The organism is Peribacillus simplex (assembly GCF_001542915.1).
Taxonomy (GTDB): domain Bacteria; phylum Bacillota; class Bacilli; order Bacillales; family DSM-1321; genus Peribacillus; species Peribacillus simplex_B.
Genome location: NZ_LNNH01000028.1, coordinates 232032 through 232359, shown reverse-complemented (window position 1 = coordinate 232359; position 328 = coordinate 232032). Strand labels below are relative to the sequence as shown.

1 pseudogene is annotated in these 328 nt (G+C 41.2%); it reads left to right on the top strand.

Annotated elements, in window-relative coordinates:
- Window positions 1-328, top strand: a pseudogene (locus AS888_RS25825) (transposase); the annotation flags it as partial.

Genomic DNA, 328 nt, shown 5'->3' with positions numbered 1-328 from the left:
AGACGGCAACGGTTTTGTATTGGGAACGATTGTAACACCTGGTAATACACATGACAGTCATGTTTTGGAGCCACTTGTTGAGCAAGTGAATTGAGAAAGTTGGAAAACCAGAAGCAGTTGCCGCAGATGCAGCTTATAAAACACCAGCGATTACAAGCTACCTATTTAACAAAGAAATCACACCTGCTTTACCCTATACACGTCCTCGTACAAAAGAAGGATTCTTTCGCAAACATGACTATGTTTACGATGAACACTTTGATTGTTACCTTTGCCCTTCGGGAGAAACTTTAAAGTACTCAACAACAAATAAAGAGGGCTATCGCGC